We start from the raw sequence: 23,788 nt of genomic DNA, 5'->3' as shown, positions 1-23,788 counted from the left end.
GCCTGTCCCCTTTTTTCGATCCTCTTCTCCGGCAACGATCCTGTCGCCGGATCTCTGGTGCATCATGCGGATCGTTTCGCTCGTGCCGAGCCTGACGGAGACACTGATCGACTTCGGCCTTGCCGATGCGATTGTCGGCCGCACGCGCTGGTGCACCGAGCCGCCGGACGTCGTCGAAAAGATCGAAGCCGTCGGCGGCACCAAGAATCCCGACGTGGCTCGCATCATCGAGCTGCGGCCCGACCTCGTCATCGTCAACAAGGAAGAAAACCGTCTCGAGGATTGCCGCGCGATCGAGGCGGCCGGGATCCGGCTGCACGTTACGCATCCGTGCACGGTCGCCGACGCGGCCGACATGCTCGAAGAGCTCGGAGCAGCGTGCGGTGCGACTGCCCGCGGCGCCGAGCTTGCCCAGCGATGCCGGGATTCGATCGCTGCCGCGCACGCCGGCAGCGGAGGCCAGGGCGTCGCGACGTTCTGCCCGATCTGGCGCAAACCGTGGATGACGTTTCGCCGCGCGACCTACATTGGCGACATGCTCGAGCGATCGGGATGTCGGAATGTCTTCGGCGATCGCGCTGGACCGGACTTCTTCGAGATCACGATCGACGAAGTCCTCGCCGCGGCCCCGGAGCTCATCGTCCTTCCCGACGAGCCGTTCGTCTTCGAAGAGCGCCATGCCGACGAGCTGCGGGCGGGCGGCCTCGACGCCCGCTACCTGCTCATCGACGGCAAGGACCTCGCCTGGTACGGCCCGAGGATTCCCGGCGCGATCGAGCGGCTCTCGCGCGCCGTTCGCGGCGCGGGCTGAGAAACGCACGGCACCTGTGCGTTCGCTGTGCGCAACGCTGTGCGCGCACGAACGGCGAGCGCCGTCAGTCAGTTCGCGGCCCGGGTCCACAGTTTATCGACAGCTTTGTGATGACGCTTCACGGGGTCCCGCGGGATCATACCGCGTGCGTCATTTTCCGGGCCCGCGCGTTCGTCGCAGAATCGCCCGCTCATGGACGAGAACAAAGCCGCCTACACCCGCGTTCCGCCGCACAGCCAGGAAGCCGAGGAGTCCGTCCTTGGCGCGCTGCTGACCGATTCGGACGCGTTCGACCGCATCGCCGACCTGGTGGTCGCCACCGATTTCTATGCCGAGCGGCATGCCCGCATCTTCGCGGCGATCAGCTCGCTGCAGGCGCAGGCGCGGCCGGCTGACGTGATCACCGTGACCGAAGCGCTCAAGCACTCCGGAGAGCTGCAGCGCGTGGGCGGCACGGCCTATCTGGTCGAGCTTGCCGAAAAAGTCGTGACGGCGGCCAACGTCGACCACTACGCGCGGCTGATCCATGACAAATCGATCCTGCGCCGGCTGATCCGTACGTCATCCGAGATCCTGACCGGTGCGTACGAGTCGCGCGGCGCGACGCGCGAGTTTCTCGACAAGGCCGAGCAGGCGATCTTCGAGCTGTCGTCCGATCATTCGGGAACCGCGCTGCGGCGCATCGATACGCTGATCGGGCCGACGGTCGAGCGCATCGAGATGCTGTTCGAGCGCAAGTCCGACGTAACGGGCGTTGCGACCGGATACTACGATCTCGACCACAAGACGGCAGGGCTGCAGCCGTCGGATCTGATCATCGTGGCGGGCAGACCGAGTATGGGGAAGACCGCCTTCTGTCTGAATATCGCCGAATACGCCGCCGGCGAGAGCAACGTCGGTGTTGCGATCTTCTCGATGGAAATGAGCTCGGACCAGCTCGTGATGCGCATGCTGTGCTCGCAGGCGGAGATCGACAACTCGCGCGTGCGTACCGGAAACCTTCACGATCGCGACATCAAGAACATCGCGCTGACGGCGGGCAAGCTCGGCGGCGCGCCGATCTACATCGACGATACGGCTGCGCAGACCGTGCTCGAGATCCGCGCGAAGGCGCGGCGGCTCAAGCACGACGCGCAGGCGGGACTCGGCCTGATCATCATCGACTACCTCCAGCTGATGCGCGGCACCGGTGAGGACAGCCGTGAACAGGAGATCTCGGCGATCTCCCGGTCGCTCAAGGCGCTGGCGAAGGAGCTGAGCGTGCCGATCGTAGCGCTCTCGCAGCTCAACCGTCAGGTCGAGCAGCGCGCCGACAAGCGCCCCGGCATGGCCGATCTCCGCGAATCGGGCGCACTCGAGCAGGACGCCGACGTCATCGTCTTCCTTTACCGCGACGAGCAGTACAATGCCGACACGCCCGAGCCGGGTGTCGCAGAAATCATCATCGCGAAGCAGCGTAACGGACCGACCGGAACAGTGCGGCTGATGTTCGACAAGGCGTTCGCGCGGTTCCGGAACTTCAGCACGCGCGAGGATGCGTCGTCGCCGGCCGGATACGGGGGAGGGCGGTACGAGTAGTGGGTCCCTGCTGCAACATTCCCCCGGGGAATGTTGGCGATGGCGACGGGTTGCGGCGCCGACATTTGACCGTGCGCTCACGTGCCGCGCCGATCACTCCGGCGAGAATTCGCGCGCGGACCGCTGCCACTCGGCGACGCGTGCGCGCAGATCCCCAACCCGTTCGAGATCGCTGATCACCGCGACGCTTTCGGCGCCTGCCTTCCAGCAGAGCGGCGCCGTCTCCAGCGTGATCCCGCCGATCGCAACCACGGGAAGCGTCGCCATCCGACAGACTTCGGCGAGCAGCTCGAGCCCGCGCGCGTCGCGCACGCCGGCTTTTGTCGGGCTGTCGAAAACCGGTCCGAAGCCGAGGTAGTCCGCATCGAAGGAAGATGCGGCGATCGCCTCCGCCACGCTGTGCGTGGAATAGCCGACGATCGATGCGCTGCCCGCCGCCGACAGAACCCGCCGCGCAGCATCGACCGGCAGATCCTCGTCGCCGACGTGCACGCCCGCGGCGCCGGACGCCGCCGCGACGTCGGCGCGATCGTTGACGATGAGCGCTACGCCGCCGGCACCGAACGCTTCAACCAGTCTCTTCGCGAGCGCCGTCATCGCGCCGCCGCCAAGCGGCTTGGCGCGAAGCTGCATCAGCGCGACGCCGCAGCCGGCAAGATGGGCCGCCGTGCGGTACGCCCGCTCGATCGCAGCGTCGCCTGCATCGGCAACATTGACGATCGGATAGAAGCGCGGAAGGCGAAAGGCCGGTGCCGTCACGTCCGTGCGCGCGACAGCGAGATGCCGTAGTCGGTGATTTTCTTGCGCAGCGTGTTGCGGTTGATCCCGAGGATGTCGGCGGCCTTCAGCTGGTTGCCGCCGGTCGATTCGAGCACCGCTTCGAACAACGGCTTTTCGACCATCGCGAGCACGCGCGCATGCAGGTCGCGCGGCTCCGCGGTGCCGAACGAAGCCAGCATCTCGCGGATCTTGGCGCTGAGAATGTCGGTCAGCGGCACCGACAAATCCATGACCGGTGCGCTGGTGCGCGGCTTGATGGGAAGGTCGGAGACGCCGAGCACGCGATCGGGCGCGAGCGCCGATGCCCGCAGCAGCACGTTCTCGAGCTCGCGGACGTTGCCCTTCCAGTGCTGCTCGACCAGCAGCGACATGGCTTCGGCGGAAACGCCTTTCACCTTGAAGCGCTCGCGCGCATTGATGCGATCGAGGAAATGGCGGACGAGGTCGGGGATGTCCTGGCGGCGCTCGCGAAGCGGCGGCAGGTCGATCACGACGACCTTCAGCCGGAAGTACAGGTCTTCGCGGAAGCGGCCGGCTTCGACTTCGCTTTCCAGGCCGCGGTTGGTTGCCGCGAGCACGCGGCATTCGGCCGGCAGCAGCTCGTGACCGCCGACGCGCGAGAACTCGCGTTCCTGCAGCACGCGCAGAAGCTTGGCCTGAAGCGCGAGCGGCATGTCGCTGACTTCGTCGAGAAACAGCGTACCGTTCCTGGCCTGTTCGAATTTGCCGATGCGGCGCTCGGTCGCACCGGTGAATGCACCACGCTCGTGTCCGAACATTTCGCTTTCGAGCAGGTCCGCGGGAATCGCCGAGCAGTTGACCGCAACGAACGGCCCCTCGGCGCGCGTCGAATATGCGTGGATCGCACGCGCGACGACTTCCTTGCCGGTGCCGCTTTCGCCCTGGATGAGCACCGTCGTCGGGCTCGAGGCCATGCGGCCAATGATCTTGTAGACCTCCTGCATCGCCGCGGACTGGCCGACGATCTCCGCCTTCGCCGCGGGCTCGGTGCTCGCGACGGGCTCCGGCAGCGAGCGCACGGCGGCGCGGCTGTCGAGAATCCGCTGCGCGAGCGAGATCAGGTGGTCGATGTCGAACGGTTTGGTCACGTAGTCGTACGCGCCGCGACGGGTCGCTTCGATCGCGTTGGCGACCGAGGCCTTGCCGGTGATGACGACGATGTCGGTGCTGGTTCCGCGCTTGCGCACGGAATCGAGAATGTCGAATCCGCTCGCACGTCCGAGATTGATGTCGACGAATGCGAGATCCACTCCGCCCTGGTCGAGGATCTCGAGCGCGCTTTCGGCGTCTCCGGCCGTCATCACGGTGCAGCCGGTTTCGGTCAGCGCGTCGCCGATCACCTTGCGTACATCGGCCTCGTCGTCGACGACGAGCGCGGTGCCCTTTCTTAGGGTCGTCACGGATGTTCTCCTTTGATCGGTTCACGCGTGCGGGCCAGCGGAAGGCTGACATGGAAAATGGCTCCGCCGCCGGGAACGTTTGCTGCGCGAATGCGTCCGTCGTGAGCCATCGCGATCGCCCCCGCGATCGCCAGTCCCATGCCGTGACCTCCCGGCCTGCGCGAGAACAGCGGCGAGAAACAGTTCTCGAGCGCCTCCTCGTCCAGACCCGGTCCGTTGTCGGCAATCGACACGCTCAGAAACGAGACGCGTTCGGAGTTACGGTCCACATAAAACGAATTGTCCATCCTGGTAGCGACGCGGATCCGTCCGAGAGAAGGCGGACAGTGCGCGACCGCATTGCGCAGGATGTTCAGGAACAGCTGCTCGAGCCGTGCGGGATCGCCGCTGACTTCGGGCAGGCTCGGATCGAACTCGGCTTCGAACACGATGCCGCGCTGGTCGGCCGAGCTGCGCTCGAGCAGCATGAGCTCGTCCATGATGCGATGGACGTTGACCGGCTGCTTGCGCAGCACGGGAGCTTCGAGCGCCATCAGGGCTTCGACGAGCTCGCTCAGGCGATCGACCTGGCGAACGATCAGCTCGGTGTATTCGACCAGGTCGTGGCGCTCGGCGAGCTTGCGGCCGAGGAGCTGCGCTGCGCCGCGAATGCCCGAGAGCGGGTTGTTGATCTCATGGGCGAACTGGGCGGCCATGCGGTCGAGCTCGGCGACGCGCCGGCGCTGATTTTCCTGATTCTGAAGCTCGCCGCGCCGGGTCAGGTCGTAGAGCACGAGCGTGCCGGCGGTCTCGATCGCTTCGCGCTCGGGAACCAGCGATGCCTCGGCCAGCACCGGAACGTTGCCGTTCGACAGCACGAGCTCACCCTGTTCGCGAACCACCGGATGCTCGGGGCCAAGCCGGCGCAGCATTTCGGCAATCCAGGGTGTGGAGCGGAAGACGTTGGAAAGGTCGCGGCCGATCAGCGTGCGGCCGGAACGGCTGAGCAGGGACTCGGCCGCGGGATTAACGAAGTTCACCTGTCCGCCGGGGCCAAAGGCCACAACTGCTTCGAGCAAGCTCGCCAGCACCGCTTCGTGATCGGCGGTGCGGATGGAATCCTCGGACGTCACGTGCGACGTACGCGGCTTCGGAAGGCTCGAAGTCGCAGACGGCGGGATGCTACCATGCTCTCGCGCGCCTCAAAACGACGGTTTTGCGATAACGGCTGGAAAGCACCGGCTTTTGTCGTGCCGCTCGTCGTGCAGGAAAAACCGGGGCCGTCCCGGTTTCACGGATCGCAGGCCGGGAGGGCTCGCATGCTGCGCATTGGTCAGGGCTATGACATCCATCGGCTCGTCGCGGGCCGGCCGCTGTGGCTCGGGCTCATCGAGATCCCGTTCGATCGCGGCTCACTCGGACACAGCGACGGCGATGTCGCGGCCCACGCACTGTGCGATGCGCTGCTTTCGGCCGCGGGTCTCGGCGACATGGGAGTGTTCTTCCCGTCGAACGACATGAGGTGGAAGGACGCCCGCTCGTCGGTCTTTCTCGCCGAAGTGCGCGATCGTCTCGCGGCAAAACATGCCACGATCGTCAGCGCCGACGTGACGATCGTCATCGAAAAACCCCGGCTCGCGCCCCATATCGAGGCCATGCGCAGCGCGATGGCGAACGAGCTCCGCGTCGGCACCGATGTTCTCTCGATCAAGGCAAAAACCAGCGACGGCATCGGGCCGGTCGGCGAATCCGCCGCGGTGGCATCGCTTGCCACAGTGCTCGTCGAGCTAGCCTGAGCGCTCGCACTTCGTTGCCTTGCGCTATCGAGCGTGGTTGATTCCGCCGCATGTCGGAAATCCGTACGCGCTTTGCACCGAGCCCGACCGGCCACCTTCACATAGGCGGCGCGCGCACGGCGCTTTTCAACTGGCTGTTCTCTCGCCATCACAGCGGAAGCTTCGTGCTGCGGATCGAAGACACCGACCGTGAACGCTCGACCGACGAGTACACTCAGGCAATTCTGGAAGGACTGAAATGGCTCGGCCTTTCGTGGGACGAAGGGCCAATCTTCCAGTCGAAGCGCAGCGACTATTACCGCGACGTCGTCGGCCGGTTGCTCAAGAGCGGGCACGCGTACTGGTGCTTCTGTTCGGCAGCCGATCTCGAAGAGCGCCGGAGGAAAGCCCAGGAAGAAGGAAAGCCGTTCGGCTACGACCGCCGCTGCCGCGACCTTGGCCGCAAGCCGGCCGAAGGCGAGACCGCAGTCGTGCGCCTTGCGGTTCCGCTCGGCGGCCAGACCGTCGTGAAGGACGTGATCCGCGGCGACATCACGTTCGAGAACAGCGAGCTCGACGACTTCGTGCTGGTTCGCTCGGACGGCTCGCCGGTGTTCCACCTGGTCAACGTCGCCGACGACATCGACATGGAGATCACGCACGTGCTGCGCGGCGAAGACCACATCACCAACACGCCGCGCCAGGTGCAGATCTTCCTGGCGCTCGACGAGGAGCCTCCGGTCTACGGTCACATGCCGCTGATCGTCGGGCAGGACCGAAGCCGGCTGTCGAAACGGCACGGGGCGACTTCACTGCTGGCCTACCGCGATCTCGGGTTCCTGCCCGAAGCCACGCTCAACTATCTTGCGAGGCTCGGCTGGTCGCACGGCGATCAGGAGATCTTCACGATTCCCGAGCTCGTCGATGCATTCGATCCGTCGGCGATCCACAAGGCCGCGGCCGCGTGGGACATGGAAAAGTTCGAATGGGTCAATGCCCAGCACATGAAATTGTGTACCGCTGCGCAGCTGGCCGCCGCGGTAAAGCCGTTCCTGCCGGACGACTGGCTGCGGACGCTCGGCGATCATTTCCTCGAATCCGGTGTGGCATTGGTGCGCGAGCGCGCGCGCACGCTCGTCGAGCTTGCGGCCGCGATGGGACCGCTGGTGCGCGTCTCGGTCGAATACGATCCGGCTGCTGTCGAGAAGCATCTCGCGGAAGGCGACCGCCGCCGGCTCTTGGAGCTCGTGCTCGAGCTCCAAGCGATGGACGACTGGACGCTGCCGCAGATCGAAAACGAGCTGCGGGCGTTCTGCGAAGGCGAGGGGATCAAGCTCGGCGCGATTGCCCAGCCGCTGCGCGTCGCGCTGACGGGCGGCACGGCGAGCCCGGGGATTTTCGAGCTTTGCCACGTGCTCGGCCGCGACCGCGTCGTGGCCCGCATCCGGGAGGCGTGCGACGGCGCGGCGACCGGTGTGCTGCGGCTGCGGCCCGCTGCAGCCGCTGCAGCGCCTGCCGGTGCCGCAAAGACGACGACTACTGACGCAGCAGGTTGAGCGCGCCGCCCGCGCGGATCCAGCCGATCTGCTCGGCGTTGCACGAGTGGTTCGCCGCGATCGTCTCTTCGCTGCCGTCCTTGTGATGCAGCACGACGTCGGTCGGACGGCCCGGTGAAATCTCGAGCGCACCGGGCACGGAGATCTCGTCGTCGTCGCGCACCTTCGCCCAGTCCGCCGCGTTCGCGAACGTCAGTGGCAGGATGCCCTGCTTCTTGAGGTTCGACTCATGGATGCGTGCAAAGCTGCGCGTCAGCACGACGGCGCAGCCGAGATGGCGCGGGCTCATCGCGGCGTGCTCGCGGCTCGAGCCTTCGCCGTAGTTCTCGTCTCCGACCACGATCCACCTGCGGCCGGCCGCCTTGAGCGCACGTGCAACGGCCGGCACGCCCTGGCCCTGTTCGCCGGTCAGCGGATTGCGCGTGGTGCCGCGCTCGCCGGTGCCTGCGCGGATCGCGCCGGTGAACATGTTGTCGCTGATCTTGTCGAGGTGTCCGCGGAAGCGCAGCCACGGGCCGGCCGGCGAGATGTGGTCGGTCGTCGTCTTGCCCTGCGTCTTGAGCAGCAGCGGCATGCGCAGGTACTGCGGTGCTTCGGGCTTCGGAAACGGGTCGAGCAGCGCGAGGCGCGGGCTGTCCGGCTTCACCTTGATCTCGACCTTGCTGCCGTCTTCGGCCGGCGGCTGATAGCCGCCGAGCGCGGTCGCAAATCCTTCGGCCGGAACTTCGGGAGCCGGCGGAGGAGCAGACAGGCGGAAGCTCGAGCCGTTGCTGCCGAGAGAATCCTTCATCGGATTGAACGACAGCGATCCGGCAAGGCCGAGCGCAAGCGTGATCTCCGGGCTCGCGATGAACGCGAGCGTCTCGGGATTGGCGTCGTTGCGGCCGGGAAAGTTGCGGTTGAACGACGTGACGATCGAGTTCCGGACGCCCTTGGCAACGTCGTCGCGCTTCCACTGGCCGATGCACGGCCCGCACGCGTTGGCGAGAACCGATGCACCGACCTTCTCGAGCGACGCCATCTGGCCGTCGCGCTGGATGGTTTCGAAGATCATGTCGCTGCCCGGGCTGACGAGGAGCGACGCCCTGGCCTTGTAACCGTGCGCTGCCGCCTGCTCAGCGATCGACGCCACGCGCGAGATGTCCTCGTACGACGAGTTCGTGCAGCTCCCGATGAGGGCAGCGCTGAGCTGGTCCGGATAGCCTTCGCTTCGAACGGCGGCCGCGACCTCGGAGAGCGGGCGGGCGAGATCCGGCGTGTGCGGGCCGACCAGATGCGGCTCGAGGGTCGACAGGTCGATCTCGACGATCTCGTCGTAGTAGTCGGCGGGCCGCTCGGCGGTCTCGGGGTCGGCGGTCACGAGATCGATGTTTGCGGCGGCTAGCTCGGCCAGCTTCGCGCGGCCGGTTGCCTTGAGGTACGTCGCCATCCGTTCGTCGAACGGGAACACCGAGCAGGTCGCTCCGAGCTCGGCGCCCATGTTGCAGATGGTCCCCTTGCCCGTGCAGCTGATGCTTGAGGTTCCGGGCCCGAAGTACTCGACAATCTTGTTGGTTCCGCCCTTTACCGTAAGGATCCCGCAAAGCTTGAGGATGATGTCCTTGGGCGCGGCCCAGCCGCTGAGCTTGCCGGTCAGCCGGACCCCGATCGTTCGCGGAAGCAGCACCTCCCACGGAAAGCCGGCCATGACGTCGACCGCATCGGCGCCGCCAACGCCCGCCGCGCACATCCCGAGACCGCCCGCGTTCGGCGTATGCGAATCGGTGCCAATCATGAGCCCGCCCGGGAACGCGTAATTCTCGAGGACGACCTGGTGGATGATGCCGGAGCCCGGCTTCCAGAATCCGATCCCGTATTTTGCCGAGACCGACGCGAGGAAGTCGTAGACCTCCGAATTCTCGGTCCGGGCCTGCGACGTGTCGGCGGCGGCGCCGTGGTGGGCCTGGATCAGATGGTCGCAGTGCACGGTCGTCGGCACGGCGACCGACGGCCTGCCTGCCTGCATGAACTGCAGGAGCGCCATCTGCGCCGTCGCATCCTGCATGGCGACGCGATCCGGCCTCAGCTCGACGTAGCTCTTGCCGCGCTCGAGCTCGGCGGTCTCCGGCGAGCTCAGGTGCCCGAGGATGATCTTCTGGGCGAGCGTGAGCGGCTTCCCGACGCGCTTTCGAACCACGGCGAGACGCTCGTGCATCTTCTTGTAGGCCTGGATCACAAACTCGGGGCTGCTTTCGATCGTCGCCATCGTGCGCTCCTTGGTGGGATGTTCGCGATATCGCACGAACCGATCGGGTTGTCAGTCGCTCCGGCGACCCGAGCCGGCTGGCGGGCGGAATCGCGGGGTGAGCGTCAGAACGCTTTTGCCGTCGCCGGCGGAGGGCTTACGTCGTCGCGCAGAACCATCATCGAGATGTTCTGCCTGCGCAGCACCGAGGCTTTCTCCGGGCGGTAGTAGCGCTCGATCCAGCGCCGGTTCGGACCGAACTCCATCCGCGACTGCAGCAGCACGTCCGGAAGGCGGCCGTCCCTCAGCGGCAGCAGCGGGCCTTCTTTTTTCACACGTTCGGCGAGATACGCGCGAATGCGTACCGGATAGAAGCCGTAGTAGTTGAAGTTGCTGGTGCGGTTCATCGCCAGCAGATGCAGGGCGCTCACCACATAGACCGTCTTGTGACGGCGAAGAAGGTCGCCGACGTACGCTGCAGCTTTACGCTGGTCCTGGAGGCTTCGCCTCTCGTACGGCTTGAAGGGTATCGCGAGCAGCATTGCCATGACGATCACGATCGGGACGGCGTGTTTCGCCAGCGACGCCGGCATCGCGGCCGGCGCGCGCAAAGGAATTCTTGACGACCACTGCCCGACGGCCCAAGACAGCACCGCGCCGGCGACGATCGCACTGACGATCGCGATGAACGGCAGCACGAAGTACCGGTCCGGATAACCCTGGTAGTCGATGAAACAGAACCCGGTCGTCGCATACGCTCCAAGGATGAGGCAGATCCTGTCGTAACGACCTGCGAGCCAGGTCCACGCGCGACGTCGCATGGCCACGAGCGCCACCGGCGCAGCGAACAGTGCAAAGCAGAATACGAACAGCCCGAGCTGGCGCACCGGATTGGAATCGCCGAGGCCAAACAGACTGCGGAAGACCCAAGCAGGATTCGGCCGGGATTTGTGGTGCACGGCCGCGAACACGAGGCTCTGGTAGATCTGCTCGTCGAGCGCGCCGTGCCACCAGAAATAGGCCTCATAGAAGATCATCGGAACCAGAATTCCGGCGATGACGCGCGCGAGGTTTGCGACACGCCGCTCGCCTGCGGCAAACATGGCAACCGGCGAGATCGCGACCATCAGCAGCGCCGGCTGCCAGACGAGAAAACAGCACGTCGCGGCCGCTCCGAGAAAGAACGGTCGCCGCGTCGTCGCCGCGTAGAGCCAGACCAGGATTGCAAGCACGAGGAAGATCTTCGGCTGCGCGCCGGCAACGGCGAGCGTAAGGAAATCGACGAAGAGCAGCGGAAACACCGCGGCCATGTGGGCCATTGCCCGGGTCCCGCCGATCCGGCGTGCGCAGATCCAGAGCAGCGCGCTGCAGAACCCGACCGCGAGAATCGAGGCGGTTCGCGCCGCCATCAGGTCGTCGGCTCCGATGTGCCGTCCGAACCAGATGAACACCGCGTTCACCATCATGCTGAGCGCGTTCTTCGGGTCGAACTCCGAGATGTGCGGCGCAATCCCCGAGGCGGCACGCTCGGAGATGTAGAAGTAGACCTGATCGTCCTGCTGGATCGGAGCCCGACCCGGATTGAGCTTCCAGCAGGCGAGGATGCCGATCGCGAAGAAAAAGACCGGGTACCAGAAATCTGCCGAGCGCAGGCCTGTTCGAATACGGTTGCTCGACACGTTGTTCTCCGCGGCCGCTGGAACGGACGCCGCAGACCGGTATGAATCCCTACACGTTGAACACGCATCTCTCCAGCCGCGATCCTGTGCGACCGCGCTCCGCTCGCCGCTTTTGGTGGAGCGCGTGCGGATCGTGCTCCGCTCGCCGTTCGTGGTCGTGGGGCTCTGCCGTCGCGAAGGTGATCCTTATGGTCGTTGTCGCCGGCGTCGGCTCCTGCACGCCGGCCGGGCGGCACGAGCCGCGGCCGGTCGTCGTGCTCGGCATCGACGGGCTCGAATGGAGGCTCGTGCTCGAGCTGATCCGCAAGGGAGAGATGCCGAATCTCGCGCAGCAGATGTCGCGAGGAAGCTACGGGCGGCTGACGACGCTGCATCCGAGCATGTCGCCGGCCATCTGGACGTCGGTCGCGACCGGAGTTGCGCCGTCGGAGCACGGCATCCGCGGCTTCATCCACTCGAAGAACAAGCTGTTCACGAACCGGGACCGGAGGACCAAGGCGCTCTGGAACATCGCCACCGATCACGGCCTCACGTCGCAGCTCATCGGATGGTGGATGACGTATCCGGTCGAGCCGATCCGCGGGATCATGGTCGCCCAGGCCAACACGTCGATGCAGCTCGTGCGCGAAGCCGACGGCATCCTCAAGGGCCAGCTCGTGCAGGGGCTCGATCATCAGATTCATCCGCCCGAGCTCAACGGGCCGATCCTCGCGATGGCCGCGGACGTGGAGAAGCATTTCGACGACATCGTGCGGGGTATCGTCCCGAAAATTCCTCCCGACGACGATCCCGCCGTGACGCCGCTATGGAAGCAGAGCCGATGGGCAATCCGCGCGGATGCAATCTACGAACGCGTCGCCGAAGAAACGCTTCGCCGCGAGCCGAACCCCGATCTTCTGATGCTGTACTTCGGTGGAACCGACGTGCTTGGGCATCGCTTCTGGCGCTGGGCGTACCCGGACGATTACAAGCATCCGCCATCTGCCGAGAGCGTGGCGGCGTACGGATCGATCCTGAGGGACTACTACCGGTACACGGACCAGCGCATCGGCAAGATTCTCGCGAGCGCTCCGCCGGACGCGAACGTGATCATCATGAGCGACCACGGGATGGGAGCGGGCAACCGCAAGCGCGATTTTGCGGAAAGTCCCGACAAGCCTTTGCGCACCGGCGTACACGGTCAGAGCGAAGCGCTGCTCGTGATCGCGGGGCCGGACATCGCGCGGGCGAAGTCGGCAGGCTCGCCGCAATCGGTTCGCGAGAAGGACCTCGATTCGCTCGGATCGGTCTTCGACGTTGCTCCGACGGTGCTCGCGCTGCTCGGCATCGAGGTCGCGAGCGACATGAAGGGCAGGGCGCTGACGTCGCTGATCACCGCCGAGTTCCTCGCGCGGCATCCGATCCGCACCGTGCCGACGCACACGCCGAAAGGCTGGGCGAAGACCCGCAACCTGCCGGAGACTGAAACACCCGGCGAGGACGAACGGCTCGAGCAGCTGAGGTCGCTCGGGTACATCCAGTAGCGGATCCGGTGATCGCGAAGCTCCCGTCCTTCGCTGGACCTTTCGCTGCCTTCTTTCCTCCATGTCTTTCGCTGCACCTCCTGGGGCCGCGTTGCGCATTTGTTGCAAGATCGTGCTACACGGCCCGGCCGTCGTCACGGACAGCCGGCGACGACCACAGAGGGGACCATGCAGCGCCTACCGTTTACCGAAGAGCAGGAAATGTTCCGTCAGTCCGCGCGCGAGTTCTTCAAGCGCGAGATACGGCCGCACAGCGAGCGCTGGCGCGAGGCCGGCATCGTCGACCGCGAGGCGTTCGAGAAGGCCGGTCAGGCCGGGCTGCTGCTGATCTGGGCCGATGAGAAATACGGCGGCCTCGGGCTTCCGGATTTCCGTTACGAGCAGATCCTGATCGAGGAGAACGCGTGGTACGGCGATCCGTGCTTCTTCAGCACGCTGCACAGCCGGCTCGTCGCGCCGTACATAGGCAACTTCGGGACCGAAGAGCAGAAGGCGCGCTTCCTGCCGCGCTTCGCTACCGGTGAGTCGATCCTGGCGATCGCGATGACCGAACCGGATGCCGGGAGCGACCTTGCCGGCATGAAAGCAACTGCGGTTCGTGACGGCGACGACTGGATCCTCAACGGGCAGAAGACCTACATCTCGAACGGCATACTTTCGGATGTCGTCATCGTCGCCGCCAAAACCGATCCGAATGCGACGCACGCGATGGGACTGTTTCTCGTCGAGCGCGGAATGCCGGGCTTCGAGCGCGGCCGCAATCTTGCCAAGATGGGAATGAAGGCGCAGGACACAGCCGAGCTGTTCTTCGAGAATGTACGCATTCCGGCCGAGCACGTGCTTGGTCCGCCCGAAGGCGGATTCTTGATGCTGATGCAGGGACTGGCCGAAGAGCGCCTGATCGCGGCGGTCGGGAACGTCGTCGGCGCGCAGATGGCGATGCATGTAACCAAGGACTTCGTCAGCCAGCGCAAGGTTTTCGGAAAGCCGCTCAGCAAGTTCCAGAACACGCGATTCAAGCTCGCCGAGCTCGATGCCGAGATCGATATCGCGCAGACGTACGTCGATCGCGCCGTTCAGGTGCACAACGAAGGTCAGCTCACGTCCGAAGACGCGGCGCGCATCAAGCTGTACTCGAGCGAGCTTGCCGGCCGCACCGTCGATGTGTGCCTGCAACTCCACGGCGGGGCCGGCTACATGGACGAGTATCCGATCTGCCGCATGTACCAGGACGAGCGCATCAACCGGATTCTCGCGGGATCGTCGGAGATCATGAAGGAAATCATCGCGCGGCAGATTCTCGGGAGGTAGATGACGGCGACCGCGTCAGGTTGACCCTCGGCGCAGCGCCATCTAGAAGCCTCTGCTCACCGCGGCCCCATCGTCTAGCGGTTAGGACGTCGGCCTCTCACGTCGAAAACACCGGTTCGATTCCGGTTGGGGTCACCATCATTCCTGCGTTGTCATAGCTTCCTCGGGGCGGGTTGTGCCGCTGCTCGGACTCCTGCTACGGTGCTCTCATGACCGAGTACGAGTTCACCGTCGTGATCGAGCGCGATGAAGACGGCCGATACCTCGCCATCTGCCCCGGGCTTCAGGGCTGCTACACGGAAGGGGAGACGGAGGAGGAAGCTCGCGCGCTGATCGCCGACGCGATTCGCCTGCACGTGCAGGATCGCATCGACACAGCTGAGCCGATCTACGACGAAGTTGGTGCGACAAAGGTGCGAGTCGCGGTATGAGTCCGCACCTCCCTGCCATCACGGCCAGGGAACTACTCGCAATCCTCCATCGTTACGGTTTCGAGCCCGTTCGACAGAGCGGCAGCCACCTGATTCTCCGGCATGCCGATCGACGTCGTACGACTGTGCCGGTTCACTCCGGCAAGACGCTTGGGCGGGGACTCTCCGTCAGATTCTACGGGATACCGGCCTGACGGCCGATGACCTCGTGCTTTGAGCGGTCGCCGAAGATCGCACCGCGTCCAGTTCTCGAAGCCAGCCGAAAAGCTGGTTCCAACTCGGAGTAATAAGGGTCACTAGCAGTCTTCTTTCTCGATGCGCGCGTTGAAGCGTGCGATGTGCCGCTCGACGCGGCATGGAACGCCGTCATTCGTTGGGATATGGGAGTCCGGTGACTCCCCGTATCCAGTACGCCACGACAACCGATGGCGTCCGAATTGCCTACTCCACTTTTGGCGAAGGTGACGGCGTTCCGCTCGTCGTGCTTCGGCCGGAGCTGGTCAGCCATGTCGAGGCCGAGTGGCGGCTCCCTTCGAACCTGTTCGATCGGGCGGAGCTCGAACAGTTTGCACGCAACCGGCGGGTGGTGCGGATCGATCTGCGACGCAGCGGGCTCTCCGATCGTGACGTCGCCGACTGTTCACTCGATGCGTGCATCCTGGACGTCGCGGCAGTTGCCGATCGCGTCGGGTTCGAGCGCTTCGCCATCGAGGCCTCCTCGTCGGCCGGGCTCGTGGCCATCACGTTTGCGGCCCGTAATCCGCAACGCGTTTCGCACCTGGTGTTGACCGATGCCTGGATTCGCGGTTCCGGAGCGTGGGACACGCCGCGTCTGAAGGCCGTGGACGAGCTCGCGAGGGCGGACTGGCAGCTCGGAACAGATGCCATGGCACTCTGGCGATTCGGATGGACGGAGAGCGCGCGAATAGGCGCCGCGCACATGCGCGTTTGCCTGGGTCAGGAGGATTTCGTCGCGTGGAAGGAGGCGTCGAAGGATGTCGATCTGACGCCGCTTCTGCCCGACATCGCGGCGCCGGTGCTGGTTTGCATATCGGCTAGCGCCTCGCACGTCTTTCGCGCCGACCTCGCTCGCAATCTCATGGCCGGCCTCGGTGATGCCCGACTCGTGTCGATTCGGGACAGCGATGACACTGTTCGCGCCGTCGAGGAATTCCTCGGGGGCACCGTGCACGCTTCGTCTGCTGCTCCGGTCGCGGCAGCAGCGACCGGTGCTTTTCGCACCGTGGTGTTCACGGACGTTGCCGGCCACACCGCGATGATGCAGCGCCTGGGCGATGAACGTGGGCGCGAGGTTCTGCGGGTCTACGACCGGATGACCAGGGATGCACTGCGGGCCCACGGGGGGACGGAACTGAAGGCGCTCGGCGACGGCTTCATGGCTTCGTTTCCTGCTGCGACGCTCGCGCTCCATTTCGCGGCGGCGTTGCAGCGAGCCGTGGCCGCCGGCGCGGAAACGAACGACGAACCACTTCGTATCCGCATCGGAATCAACGCGGGTGAACCCATCGCCGAGGGCGACGACCTGTTCGGAAGCGCCGTGATTCTTGCCGCAAGAGTTGCCGATCAGGCTGAGGGGGGCCAGGTGGTCGTGGCGGACGTCGTGCGGCAGCTGGTGGGAGGCAAGGATTTTCTCTTTGCCGAGCTCGGCCAGCCGGTGCTTGCCGGTTTCAAGGAACCTGTCCGCATCTGGGAGTTCCTTTGGTAGCAACTCCGGCTCGCGGAATGGATTGAAACCGCTCGACATCCCGGCCGTGGCCACGCTGCCGGTCATCCGCCGCCGCACTGGCCGATCGCGTCAGACGGCGTGAGCGTCGGTCAACAGGAACACGCATGAAGAAGACGACAGGCCATTCGGATTCAATCGTGCTTGCCGCTGCCGTAGTCCTTTCGATCACGCTGACTGTCATCAGTGGAGGACTGATCGCTGACGCTCCGACTGCAGCCGCCACCGGGGAAGAGGTTCTCTCCTGGTACCGTAGCAGCGGCGATCACGTGCGCTGGGCGCTGTGGATGCTGACGGTGGGGATTCCACCGGGTGCCTTCATGTTCGCACGTCTGCGGCTTCTTCTGCCGACGTCGTACCGGGATATGTATTTTCTTGGCGCGATCGGCCTCTTTGTGACCGCGGTGATTCCCGCGATGGTCATGGGAGGCCTGGCGCTGCACGCCGACCAGCTGCAGCCGGCGACGGCCCGCACCGTGCACGATATTTCGCTGTTCTTCGGACCGATACTGACCGGCTTCACCACCACCATGATGCTGCCGGTTACGATGCTCGCGCTCGGAAACAAAGAGACGATCCCGAGATGGATCGGAATTCTCGGTGCGGTCTGTATCGTCGAACAGGCGATCGAAACCATCACGATTTTTGGAATGACCGGTTTCACGGAGCCGGGTGGCGCGATGAACCTGCGGCTGGGCGCCGGGCTTGTCATTGCCTGGATGTTGAGTTTCGGGCTATGGGGCGCCGTGTCGGGAGTTCACCGTCCGGGTCCGCACGGTTCGTCCTCAGATGGATGATCTGGCGCAACCAGGTTGCGAATCAGGATCCGAATGCCCTGCTGGAAGGCCAGCACGGCTTCCCAATCGAACTTTTCCGATACAGGATTTCCCTCGCAACGGCGCGCTCGCGCGGTTGGCAGAAAAGGAGAATCCGATGAAGCTCATCGCCGCGATCGTTTCTGTGCTGTGCATCATTGCCTCGTCGCCCGTACCGGGACCCGCCGCCGAAGACCCAGCGGCCGAAGCGCGCACGGCCATCGAGGCCGCCAATGCGAAGTTCAGCGAAGTTTTTGCTCGCGGAGACGGCACAGCCCTCTCCGCCATGTACACTGCCGATGCGTTCCTGTTCCCGCCCGGCGAGGAGATCGTGCGCGGCAACCTCGCGATCGGACAGTTCTGGAAGAAGACGCATGAAAGTGGCGTCGCGAGCGCGAAGCTCACGACGACGGACGTGGAGCGCAGTGGCGACATCGCGTTCGAAACCGGAACGGTGGAGCTCGTCGTACGAGCGCAAGGCAAGCCGGACACGTCGGCGAGGGCCAAGTACCTCGTGGTCTGGAAGCGGCAATCCGACGGAACGTGGAAGCTCCACCGCGATATCTGGAACGATCTTCCGGCGGCGAAGTAGTGAAGCGATTCGGCCAGGTGGCGACGCTTCGGGCGGACGGAATCAACCAGGTCTAGGGTATCTGACTCATTCTCGCGTGACGAGAATCTCGTTGTCGCCGATCATCGGATACTCTCCGTCAAGAATTCGGACGCGATCGGAGAGGATCTCGAACCGCAGATCCATGTTCGGCGGTCCTTTCAAGCGCCCTCGGAATTTCACTGTTTGCGGTGCCCCCGAGGGTTCGCGCCAGCGAATTTCATAGTCTTCGAGGTTGGATGGTCTCCACAAAGGCACATATCTTCGGCCGCCGATCGGTATGTCACCGAATCGAACGATCGTCTTGCCGAGCTTTAACTCGACGTCGCTGATCGGCGTGCTGGTGCTGTTGAGGAGTGTGGTCAGATCGGCGGCAGGCGAGCGCGCCGTCAACGCAGCGCCAGCGACCGCGGCGATGCCGAGAGCGCACAGCGCGGCGAGCAGGATAGGGTCGCCCGCCCGAGTCCGGGCGCGCAGAATGAACGAATCGAGGCGCTCTCCGGCGAAGGACGGCAGGTCGAGCTTCGCCAGCAGCCAGCAAGAAAGGCCGGCGGCAGCTGCAAGAGCAGCCAGATTCTTGCCAGTAAACACGAAGAATGACGGACCGGCGATCGCAGTGCACAGCACGCCCCATGCGGCGGCCCGGATCATCAGCCTGCCGCGAAACGCGTATCTTCGCGCAGCGATCTCGGCGGGAACGACCACGAGGAGCATGACGAGCAGCGACCTGGGCAGCGTAAACCACGCATGCAACGGCTGCGCACGTCCGAGGATTCCGCTGGAGCCGAACGTCAGCCACAGCCACGCGACGTAGTGAACACCGACGGCAACCGCCCATGCGACCACGCCGGCGCGTGCGGCCTGATCGATCGAACCGAGCACATTCAGCGCGGATTTCGGGTGTGGAGATGCGTCGCGAGGCGTTCGTATCGGCAGCCGCGCCAACGCGACGGCGCTGAGGATCATCCACACCAGAAGAACGGATTCCACGGCTTCGATTCGCCGGACCGTGTTGTCGGAGTCGGTAAGTACCGACCATGCCGACCAGCCCCCGCAGTCCACTTCGATGCCGACGACAGCGCACGATAGCGCCACGGGAAGCGCGCGAAAAGGAATCCGCAACATCGCGGGCCAATTGCGACTGATCGGCGCGCCGAGCCACGCGACGAACAGGATCCGCCATGTGTCAAGAAAAAGCTGGAACGGGAGAAAAAACGGAATCGCCAGAAAGTCGAGGAACAGGTTCACGCGCATGTCCCGCCGAACGGCAGACGACATCCTACCCGGTCGACCGTGCAGTGCACCTCGCGGATGGCCGTCCAGCCGGCGGGTTTCGCAGCGTGTGGCGAGGACCGTGGCAGGTGTCGGTACTTCGACCAGTAGGTCTCAGCCCAATCTCCTGCCGCGAGTCCTCAGAAGTCCGGCAGGCACGCCGTACAATCGAGCATCACATCAACGCCCACAGCGGCCTGAAGGATCCGCAGTGCGTCGGTTGTCGTGACGGAGTCATCGTCGTTCGCGTTGCAGCGGCAATCGTCACAGCTGCTCGTTCCGACCGCCGTCTTCAGTGCGATCAGGGCATCGACGGCGCTGAGAGCTCCGTTCTTGTCGGCATCTCCGCAGGGAAGGGGACACGAGAAGCTTTCGGCACCGGTGCACGACGCGCCGTCGCATGTTCCGTTTCCAGTACACGCGTCGTAGTCGTCGCAGGCCCCGGTCTCCAGTTTGCAGCCAGGTGAGCAGCAATCGCCCGGATCGACATTGCCGTCATCGCACTGTTCACCTTCATCGAGCGTGCCGTTGCCGCATCCGCGGTCGATCGCGAGGTAGTCGATGCCGCCGCTTCCCGTCAGCGTGAAATCGAAGATCTCCTCGTGCGTGGCCGCATCGTAAAGATGGAAGTCGTGGAAATGGAACGTGCTGCGAAAATCGCCGTCGGCTTCGGCCCCGCCTTCGATCCCGCACGTTCCTGCTCCGCTAAGGCACGGATCGTTGGCGGCCTTGGAGCTGACGGTCATCGAAGAGCTCCACGTGAACGGCATGCCGCTGCCGACCGTGATTTCAATGATTCCCTCCGGCTCGAGCTCGTTGGTTATGCCGTCGTTCGAATTCCACGCGGTATCGAAGTCGAGTCGCCGGCTCTGTTCAGGAGCATTCGCCTGGGCCGTTCCGGACGCGGTGCCGGAGCCGACCCACGGCGACTGGCCGCCGCAGTGATCACACGGAGGGCCGAAGTCGCTGCCGCTGAAACCACCCGACATCGTGACGAGAAACGTAAGCGTCACAGTTGCCGGATTGGGAAGGCCGACCCGGACGTCGCTGTCGGAGAACCCGGCACTCGCCGAGCCATACAGGAGCGCGCTTGCCGCTTTCTCTGTCCGCGCAAGGAACTCGACGCCGAGCTGGCGGGCATTGGCCTTCGCGACGCCACGCAGAAGCCCGCCGCCCGAGTACGTCTTGACGCCCCACTGGAACGCCGAAGCAAGCACGGATGACTCCTTGCAAGCTGGCGTCTCCGTGCCCACACATGCGACGGCCGTCGCCGCGCGGACTTCGGACGGTGAGCTCGTCAGCAGACAGAAGGCAAGCAGTGGACTCGCTGCGAGCACGTGACGCGGGCGGTAGCGCTGGCTCGATGTGTGATCGCGACGAATGCCGGTGAGGCGTGTCATGTGGGTCCTCGGCTCCTCGAAAAGAATGCGGCACTCATTTCGCTGCGTCGCTGCTGTTGCAAGATAAAGCGCGGCACGACACGCACGATTGTCCTTCACCGGGTGTGAAGTTCTCGTTGTGTTGCGCTGCGTCGTGCCGCCTGTACTGTGGACTTGCGATCTGCGAACGTCGGAAGTGTGCGGTCTGATCCGAGCGAGCCTGCTCCGTCCGATTGCATGACAGCGAGCCGGCTGAACAGGAGACCAAGCACACGCCATGACTCATCCCATTCTTCGTCCCGCCATTGTGCTCGTGCTGTGGTCTCTTCTCGTTCTGCTGTGGATGATCGGCACGAGGATTCCGGCGCTCAAGCGCCACAATCTCGACATCCGAGGCGCCGTTGGTGGTCGCGGCTCCGACCTCGACGGCGTCCTGCCGGACAAGACGCAGTGGAAGGCACACAACTACAACAACCTGATGGAGCAGCCGACGCTGTTCTATGCGCTGGTGTTGATGCTCGCGATCCTCGCGCCCGGCGACGGCGTGAGTGTCGTGCTGGCATGGGTCTACGTCGTGCTGCGCATCGTGCACAGCATCTGGCAGGCCACGGTCAACATCGTTTTCTATCGCGCGACGCTCTTCACGATCTCGAGCGTGGTGCTGATCGCGCTTGCGCTGAGGGCAGCGATGCTGGTTCTCAGCGAATAGCGGCTGCCGGAGCTTTCGCCGCTTCGGGGATGGCCTGCGCCGCAGGCCATCCCTCCGAAACGCCGCAGCCCGGAGGCACCGAGTCTGGAAAGAACTCGGAAAGATCCTGGCAATTGGCAGGCCGACCGCGGCGGCGTCAGGGGCAGGGGACCAGCGCCGCCGGCACAAGCGTGGGTGCTGGCTCGACATCGCCGAGAATGATCGGCGCGGGTCCGCCATCGCGATACTCGAACACATGATCGCCATCCTCGGCGCCAGTCACGTGCGCGCCGGCGGCGACGGTGAGCTGGTTGGACGAGATCGTATGCAGTCCACCTCCCGGTATGGCGACGTCGATGTCCGCGAAATCCAGCAGCGAGATGTCGCAGGCCGTCAGCAGCACATCGCTGCCGGACGCGCCCTTCGAAGAGATGGAGCCGCTGATGACAATGGCCGGCGCGGCCAGTGAGATCGTCCCGGCGAGATTCTGCCCCTTGGTCTTGAGCTGGTCGGCGATCGTGAGCGTCCTGCCGGCCGAGATGGAAATCTGCCCGCCGTTGCCTCGATTTCCCGACACGTTGATCCGGTCTTCGATCGTCGCGTCCCGCGCCGCAACGAGGCCGACGGTTCCGCCGTTGCGACTCGAGCTCGCATCGATGCGACCCCCAACGAGCACGTCTGCCCCTGCAGAAAGCTCGGCCCGCCGCATCTCGAGCATCAGTTCGCTGCCCAGCTCCACGTTCTGGCTCGCCGTGGCCTCGAAGACGCCGCCCTCGCCGTCACGGCCGGACAAGTCGACGAGCAGCTTTGTGCCACCGAGCACGATCGTCCCTCCGGAGTGGATCGTGACATGTCCGGAATCTCCATTTTCACCCTGCGCCTGGGCCTGGATGCGTCCATCGATCTCGACGTTGCCGCCGGCATCGATCTCGACGCTGCCGCCGAAGTACGTGGCTCTCAGGTTCATCCTCGAATTGATGACCACGTCTCCTCCCGCCGTGATGGCGAGCGAGCCTGCGTACTGCTGAGCCCGCGCATTCAGATTCGCGTCGAACAGCACTGGTCCCGTCGTGGACGAGACGATGAGCTCGCCGCCATCGGTGAAATCCTCTACGGCGGGATCTTTTCCGGACAGCTGCACGCCCCCGTGCACTTCGATCGGTCCTGCCGCGGACAGCGTCAGCCGTGCATGCTCGGCGGCGTTGCCGAGAACCTGGCCTCGCAGGATGATCGAGCCGTCGCCGACCGAGCACGCGCCGGCGGTGCAATCCGCGTCGCTCAGGCAGCGCATGTCCGGATTGTCGCTGCAGCTTCGGTATGCGCGGATCGTCATGCGTCCGCCCGGTGTGGAATCCGACTGCTGCGGGCCTGCCAGGTAGACCGGCGAAAGTGTGCCCGGCAGCGCTTCGAAGCGCCCGCAGTTTACTCCCGTGTCGATCTCTCCGTTCGCATCGAATGCTCCGGAGCCGGAGACGCGTACGGTGCGAAGACCGAAATCGACATCGAAGGGAAGATTCGAAATATCCCAGTGTTTCGTGACCACGCACGGATCTGCATCGGCCGGACAGATGTCGTCGAGCGCTGTGGGCCGTTCGGCGGAAGCTGCGAGCTCTGCATTCGAGACGAGGCAGGTCGCCAGCAGCACGGCAAAGGACAGACGCTTCATCGGTGCATCCTTTGCAGCGTGACCGCCGGTCGCATTGCCGCGAACATGTCGGGCGCGCCGCAGAGAAACCACACCGCGATCAACGTGTCGAAGATCATGCATCCAAACGACGATGTCGGCATGAACGGCCAGATCGGATTGCCCCAGAGATGGTGCACCACGTCCCAGGCCGCATGCATCAGCCACGCGACTGCGACGAACCGGTACGAGCTCAGGCCTGCATAAGCGACAGGGACTGCAAGTGCGGGATAGATCAGCTCCCACGGGCCGAAGCCGCCGCTCAGGTACGCTCCGCTCGCACCGGCGACGATCATCGCATTGAGTCGCGGGCGAACCGGCTCTTTCACGAGCGACATCAACAGCACGAACACGACGGCGCCGAGAGAAGGTCCGACATAGTCCATCAGATAAAGCGGCGGCGGGTGCATCGTCGGATCTCGCGGCGGCATGGTACGGGATCTCCCGGATACGGCCAGCGCTCCGGTCTTGCGTCGATCGTTGCTGCTCGCCCGTTGACGGCCTTCCGATCGCCGTGCACACTCGGTC

20 protein-coding genes and 1 tRNA gene are annotated in these 23,788 nt (G+C 64.8%); 12 read left to right on the top strand and 9 right to left on the bottom strand.

Translation table 11 applies throughout. The features are described from left to right. Positions 1-64: 64 nt before the first annotated feature. Together VN634_00480 and dnaB are read left to right on the top strand one after the other, a co-directional pair. A complete protein-coding gene (locus tag VN634_00480) occupies positions 65-811 on the top strand; it encodes a helical backbone metal receptor (GenBank protein ID HXC49330.1) in 747 nt (248 codons plus the stop codon). A 192-nt stretch (positions 812-1,003) separates the two neighbouring features. Then, the gene (dnaB, locus tag VN634_00475; protein HXC49329.1) at positions 1,004-2,389 is read left to right on the top strand and encodes a replicative DNA helicase; all 1,386 of its coding nucleotides are present in this window, start codon (positions 1,004-1,006) and stop codon (positions 2,387-2,389) included. Positions 2,390-2,482: 93 nt separating this feature from the next. Here the strand turns inward: dnaB and thiE are convergent, their stop codons facing one another. Genes thiE through VN634_00460 form a run of 3 tightly spaced genes read right to left on the bottom strand, consistent with a single transcriptional unit; the run spans position 2,483 to position 5,702 of the window. Continuing rightward, positions 2,483-3,148, bottom strand: a complete 666-nt coding sequence (gene thiE, locus VN634_00470) for a thiamine phosphate synthase (protein ID HXC49328.1) — start codon at positions 3,146-3,148, stop codon at positions 2,483-2,485. Next, positions 3,145-4,590 carry a sigma-54 dependent transcriptional regulator gene (locus VN634_00465; GenBank protein ID HXC49327.1) on the bottom strand — a complete coding sequence of 482 codons (1,446 nt, stop codon included), beginning with the start codon at positions 4,588-4,590 and terminating at the stop codon, positions 3,145-3,147. Before VN634_00465 ends, thiE begins: the two co-directional genes overlap by 4 nt. Next, positions 4,587-5,702, bottom strand: a complete 1,116-nt coding sequence (locus VN634_00460; protein ID HXC49326.1) for an ATP-binding protein — start codon at positions 5,700-5,702, stop codon at positions 4,587-4,589. Before VN634_00460 ends, VN634_00465 begins: the two co-directional genes overlap by 4 nt. Before the next feature lie 186 nt (positions 5,703-5,888). Here VN634_00460 and ispF point away from each other — a divergent pair, with 186 nt between their 5' ends. Together ispF and gltX are read left to right on the top strand one after the other, a co-directional pair. Then, positions 5,889-6,365, top strand: a complete 477-nt coding sequence (gene ispF / locus VN634_00455; GenBank protein HXC49325.1) for a 2-C-methyl-D-erythritol 2,4-cyclodiphosphate synthase — start codon at positions 5,889-5,891, stop codon at positions 6,363-6,365. Positions 6,366-6,415: 50 nt separating this feature from the next. Continuing rightward, positions 6,416-7,900, top strand: coding sequence for a glutamate--tRNA ligase (gene gltX / locus VN634_00450; protein ID HXC49324.1), 1,485 nt, complete (start codon positions 6,416-6,418; stop codon positions 7,898-7,900). Here the strand turns inward: gltX and VN634_00445 are convergent. Then, positions 7,881-10,145, bottom strand: a complete 2,265-nt coding sequence (locus tag VN634_00445) for an aconitate hydratase (protein HXC49323.1) — start codon at positions 10,143-10,145, stop codon at positions 7,881-7,883. The two genes, gltX and VN634_00445, sit on opposite strands and share 20 nt — an antisense overlap. A gap of 104 nt (positions 10,146-10,249) precedes the next feature. Then, positions 10,250-11,803 carry a hypothetical protein gene (locus VN634_00440; protein HXC49322.1) on the bottom strand — a complete coding sequence of 518 codons (1,554 nt, stop codon included), beginning with the start codon at positions 11,801-11,803 and terminating at the stop codon, positions 10,250-10,252. Between the two features lie 188 nt (positions 11,804-11,991). On the opposite strand from VN634_00440, the gene VN634_00435 reads away from it, so the two are divergent. The 7 genes from VN634_00435 to VN634_00405 all read left to right on the top strand — a co-directional run bounded on the left by VN634_00435 (position 11,992) and on the right by VN634_00405 (position 18,219). Beyond that, positions 11,992-13,326: an alkaline phosphatase family protein gene (locus tag VN634_00435; protein ID HXC49321.1), complete on the top strand. Its 1,335-nt coding sequence runs from the start codon at positions 11,992-11,994 to the stop codon at positions 13,324-13,326. Positions 13,327-13,494: 168 nt separating this feature from the next. Further along, positions 13,495-14,637 (top strand): acyl-CoA dehydrogenase family protein, encoded by a 1,143-nt coding sequence (locus tag VN634_00430; protein HXC49320.1) that lies wholly within the window; start codon positions 13,495-13,497, stop codon positions 14,635-14,637. A gap of 63 nt (positions 14,638-14,700) precedes the next feature. Further along, a tRNA-Glu gene (locus tag VN634_00425) sits at positions 14,701-14,775 on the top strand. A gap of 71 nt (positions 14,776-14,846) precedes the next feature. After that, complete coding sequence (locus VN634_00420) at positions 14,847-15,068, top strand: type II toxin-antitoxin system HicB family antitoxin (protein ID HXC49319.1); 222 nt, start codon at positions 14,847-14,849, stop codon at positions 15,066-15,068. A 355-nt stretch (positions 15,069-15,423) separates the two neighbouring features. Beyond that, the gene (locus VN634_00415) at positions 15,424-16,794 is read left to right on the top strand and encodes an adenylate/guanylate cyclase domain-containing protein (GenBank protein ID HXC49318.1); all 1,371 of its coding nucleotides are present in this window, start codon (positions 15,424-15,426) and stop codon (positions 16,792-16,794) included. Between the two features lie 125 nt (positions 16,795-16,919). After that, complete coding sequence (locus VN634_00410; GenBank protein ID HXC49317.1) at positions 16,920-17,609, top strand: hypothetical protein; 690 nt, start codon at positions 16,920-16,922, stop codon at positions 17,607-17,609. A gap of 136 nt (positions 17,610-17,745) precedes the next feature. Next, on the top strand, positions 17,746-18,219 hold the full coding sequence (locus VN634_00405) for a DUF4440 domain-containing protein (GenBank protein HXC49316.1): 474 nt from the start codon (positions 17,746-17,748) through the stop codon (positions 18,217-18,219). 66 nt (positions 18,220-18,285) lie between these two features. Here VN634_00405 and VN634_00400 read toward each other — a convergent pair whose 3' ends face one another. Beyond that, positions 18,286-18,942 (bottom strand): hypothetical protein, encoded by a 657-nt coding sequence (locus VN634_00400; GenBank protein HXC49315.1) that lies wholly within the window; start codon positions 18,940-18,942, stop codon positions 18,286-18,288. A gap of 707 nt (positions 18,943-19,649) precedes the next feature. After that, positions 19,650-20,726, bottom strand: coding sequence for a hypothetical protein (locus VN634_00395; protein ID HXC49314.1), 1,077 nt, complete (start codon positions 20,724-20,726; stop codon positions 19,650-19,652). 439 nt (positions 20,727-21,165) lie between these two features. Between VN634_00395 and VN634_00390 the strand changes: the two genes are divergently transcribed. After that, a complete protein-coding gene (locus VN634_00390; GenBank protein HXC49313.1) occupies positions 21,166-21,597 on the top strand; it encodes an MAPEG family protein in 432 nt (143 codons plus the stop codon). A gap of 136 nt (positions 21,598-21,733) precedes the next feature. Here VN634_00390 and VN634_00385 read toward each other — a convergent pair whose 3' ends face one another. Together VN634_00385 and VN634_00380 are read right to left on the bottom strand one after the other, a co-directional pair. Next, on the bottom strand, positions 21,734-23,242 hold the full coding sequence (locus VN634_00385) for a hypothetical protein (GenBank protein HXC49312.1): 1,509 nt from the start codon (positions 23,240-23,242) through the stop codon (positions 21,734-21,736). After that, a complete protein-coding gene (locus tag VN634_00380; GenBank protein HXC49311.1) occupies positions 23,239-23,691 on the bottom strand; it encodes a DUF6010 family protein in 453 nt (150 codons plus the stop codon). Before VN634_00380 ends, VN634_00385 begins: the two co-directional genes overlap by 4 nt. Positions 23,692-23,788: the final 97 nt, after the last annotated feature.

The sequence above is a fragment of the Candidatus Limnocylindrales bacterium genome, assembly GCA_035571835.1.
Taxonomy (GTDB): Bacteria; Desulfobacterota; Binatia; order UBA1149; family CAITLU01; genus DATNBU01.
This window is presented reverse-complemented; position numbering and strand designations above follow the sequence as displayed.

Coding starts and splice junctions, on each gene's coding strand:
- VN634_00405 (HXC49316.1), top strand. CDS start 17,746: ATGAAGCTCATCGCCGCGATCGTTTCTGTGCTGTGCATCATTGCCTCG.
- VN634_00430 (HXC49320.1), top strand. CDS start 13,495: ATGCAGCGCCTACCGTTTACCGAAGAGCAGGAAATGTTCCGTCAGTCC.
- VN634_00380 (HXC49311.1), bottom strand. CDS start 23,691: ATGCCGCCGCGAGATCCGACGATGCACCCGCCGCCGCTTTATCTGATG.
- gltX (HXC49324.1), top strand. CDS start 6,416: ATGTCGGAAATCCGTACGCGCTTTGCACCGAGCCCGACCGGCCACCTT.
- VN634_00385 (HXC49312.1), bottom strand. CDS start 23,242: ATGAAGCGTCTGTCCTTTGCCGTGCTGCTGGCGACCTGCCTCGTCTCG.
- VN634_00480 (HXC49330.1), top strand. CDS start 65: ATGCGGATCGTTTCGCTCGTGCCGAGCCTGACGGAGACACTGATCGAC.
- dnaB (HXC49329.1), top strand. CDS start 1,004: ATGGACGAGAACAAAGCCGCCTACACCCGCGTTCCGCCGCACAGCCAG.
- ispF (HXC49325.1), top strand. CDS start 5,889: ATGCTGCGCATTGGTCAGGGCTATGACATCCATCGGCTCGTCGCGGGC.
- VN634_00420 (HXC49319.1), top strand. CDS start 14,847: ATGACCGAGTACGAGTTCACCGTCGTGATCGAGCGCGATGAAGACGGC.
- VN634_00415 (HXC49318.1), top strand. CDS start 15,424: ATGGAACGCCGTCATTCGTTGGGATATGGGAGTCCGGTGACTCCCCGT.
- VN634_00390 (HXC49313.1), top strand. CDS start 21,166: ATGACTCATCCCATTCTTCGTCCCGCCATTGTGCTCGTGCTGTGGTCT.
- VN634_00410 (HXC49317.1), top strand. CDS start 16,920: ATGAAGAAGACGACAGGCCATTCGGATTCAATCGTGCTTGCCGCTGCC.
- VN634_00445 (HXC49323.1), bottom strand. CDS start 10,145: ATGGCGACGATCGAAAGCAGCCCCGAGTTTGTGATCCAGGCCTACAAG.
- VN634_00435 (HXC49321.1), top strand. CDS start 11,992: ATGGTCGTTGTCGCCGGCGTCGGCTCCTGCACGCCGGCCGGGCGGCAC.